Below are 472 nucleotides of genomic sequence, written 5' to 3'. Positions count from 1 at the left end.
GGCGACACGATCAGCTACGAGGCGCCGAACGGTGGTTCCGACCTATCGATCGATCTGACGGGCGTGGAGAACACCGGGCTGGCGTCAACGTCGACGACCGTTTCCGGCTCGGGCTCGCTCGCGATCGATGTCGGCGGGACGGCGTCGCCGCGAGACGAGAGCGTGACTCTCACGGGCAAGGAGTCCACCACGGCAGAGTCGGTAAGCAAGACTAGTCAGACGGATGGATCGAGCTTTAGCGTCGACGTGGGGGGCACCGTCCCCGCGAGAGACGCAACGCTCACACTATCGAGTGACGGCGGCTCGTCAACGCAAACGCGGACCGGGACCGCGAGCGAGACAGGGACGACCGAGTCTCTCTCAGTCGATGGCGATCGCAACCCAACCGATGCGTCAGTTAGCTTGAGCAACCCTCGGAGCGCGTCGAGTAAATGGGTCAGTCAAAGCTCTAACAGCCTCAAAAGCTCCATGA

Annotated in this window: 1 protein-coding gene; it reads left to right on the top strand. The window is 62.7% G+C overall.

The window, feature by feature from the left end; all coding sequences use genetic code 11:
• A partial coding sequence (locus tag EXE41_RS19500; protein ID WP_206750867.1) for a hypothetical protein occupies positions 1-472 on the top strand: 472 nt, incomplete at both ends.

The organism is Halorubrum sp. SD690R, from assembly GCF_005435035.1.
In the GTDB taxonomy this organism is placed as follows: domain Archaea; phylum Halobacteriota; class Halobacteria; order Halobacteriales; family Haloferacaceae; genus Halorubrum; species Halorubrum ezzemoulense.
The sequence above is the reverse complement of the archived record's forward strand: the minus strand, read 5'-3'. Positions and strand labels throughout refer to the sequence as shown.